Genomic DNA, 1,251 nt, shown 5'->3' on the forward strand with positions numbered 1-1,251 from the left:
TTGCAGTAGCGTGCGCTTTTGACGTTTTAGGTAAATACCATGTTGGCCAGTATTCATAGGTTGCCCACTGTGTTAAATGTGTGGGCAATATTTTAGGAAGGGCAAATGTTACATCTCAATAGCACATTATTTATACCTTCAAATAGCCAAATCCGTTGGCTTACAGCAAGAAAACCTGTCGATTCCCTTGATATAGCTGCATTATACCCTTTAGTAACAACTCCGCAACACCTTTTGACAGCCATACGATAAAAAAGTAAGCGAGGCATTTTGTTTATTTCATATTATACTTCGAGGGCAAACCAACAAGCGGAACAAAAATATAATGAAAAACAAAACTCTACTGGCTTTATTAGCCGCAGCCTCTCCACTACTTGCCAACGCTCACAATCTATCTATTGGCGAAACTCTACCTGCAGTGAGTGTTACAGCTCATGGTGAAATCACCCTAAACGACGGCTCAACAGGCTACCAACCTTGGGCGACCAAAGACATGTTAGGTAAAGTACGTGTCGTTCAAGCTATTGCGGGTCGTAGCAGCTCTAAAGAGCTCAACGCGCCTCTAATGGCCGCGATCACTGCCTCTGAGTTCCCAGAAGATGCTTACCAAACCACGACCATCATCAACCAAGACGATGCGATTTGGGGAACCGGTTCTTTTGTAAAGTCATCAGCTGAGAGCAGCAAGGAAGAGTTTCCTTGGTCTTCAATGGTACTGGATGAAGAAGGCACGGCAGCTTCAGCATGGGCGCTAAAAGAAGAGAGCTCAGCCATTATCGTTCAAGACAAACAAGGTAAAGTCCTATTTGTAAAAGAAGGGGCGTTAAGCGAAACCGAAGTTGCTGAAGTTATTCAACTTATTAAAGTGAATCTTTAATAATTATTACTCTCTTTTACGAGATTTCTTGAAAGGACGTTGTTATATTATAACAGTGTCCTTTTTTCTTTTGTGGTCCATCATCATCATGATTTGGCGAGCCCATTCACATATAACCAGACGTTCAGTCCTCTGCATGCTAGGGCTGATGATCATGCTGTCTTGGTCAGTGGCGCACCACATCGTAGACATCGACCCATCCCATCACGCTCATCATCAGTGTGAACTGTTTTCTGCCAGTCAGTTTGGTTTCGCTCACGATTTACCACAACTTCCTGAATTAAATATCGATTTCATTGTCCTAACCAGTGAACCAGCTCGTAAGCTACAAAGACTATACTTTGCTTATCTTGCTCGTTCACCAGCCGTGAAGA

At 43.1% G+C, this 1,251-nt stretch carries 2 protein-coding genes; both read left to right on the plus strand.

Annotated elements, in window-relative coordinates; all coding sequences use genetic code 11:
- Positions 1-325 precede the first annotated feature (325 nt).
- The gene (locus KIV40_RS29330) at positions 326-877 is read left to right on the plus strand and encodes a YtfJ family protein (RefSeq protein ID WP_285352755.1); all 552 of its coding nucleotides are present in this window, start codon (positions 326-328) and stop codon (positions 875-877) included.
- A 91-nt stretch (positions 878-968) separates the two neighbouring features.
- A partial coding sequence (locus tag KIV40_RS29335) for a DUF2607 family protein (RefSeq protein ID WP_375164906.1) occupies positions 969-1,251 on the plus strand: 283 nt, incomplete at its 3' end.

The organism is Vibrio sp. D173a (assembly GCF_030248475.1).

Coding starts and splice junctions, on each gene's coding strand:
- KIV40_RS29330 (WP_285352755.1), top strand. CDS start 326: ATGAAAAACAAAACTCTACTGGCTTTATTAGCCGCAGCCTCTCCACTA.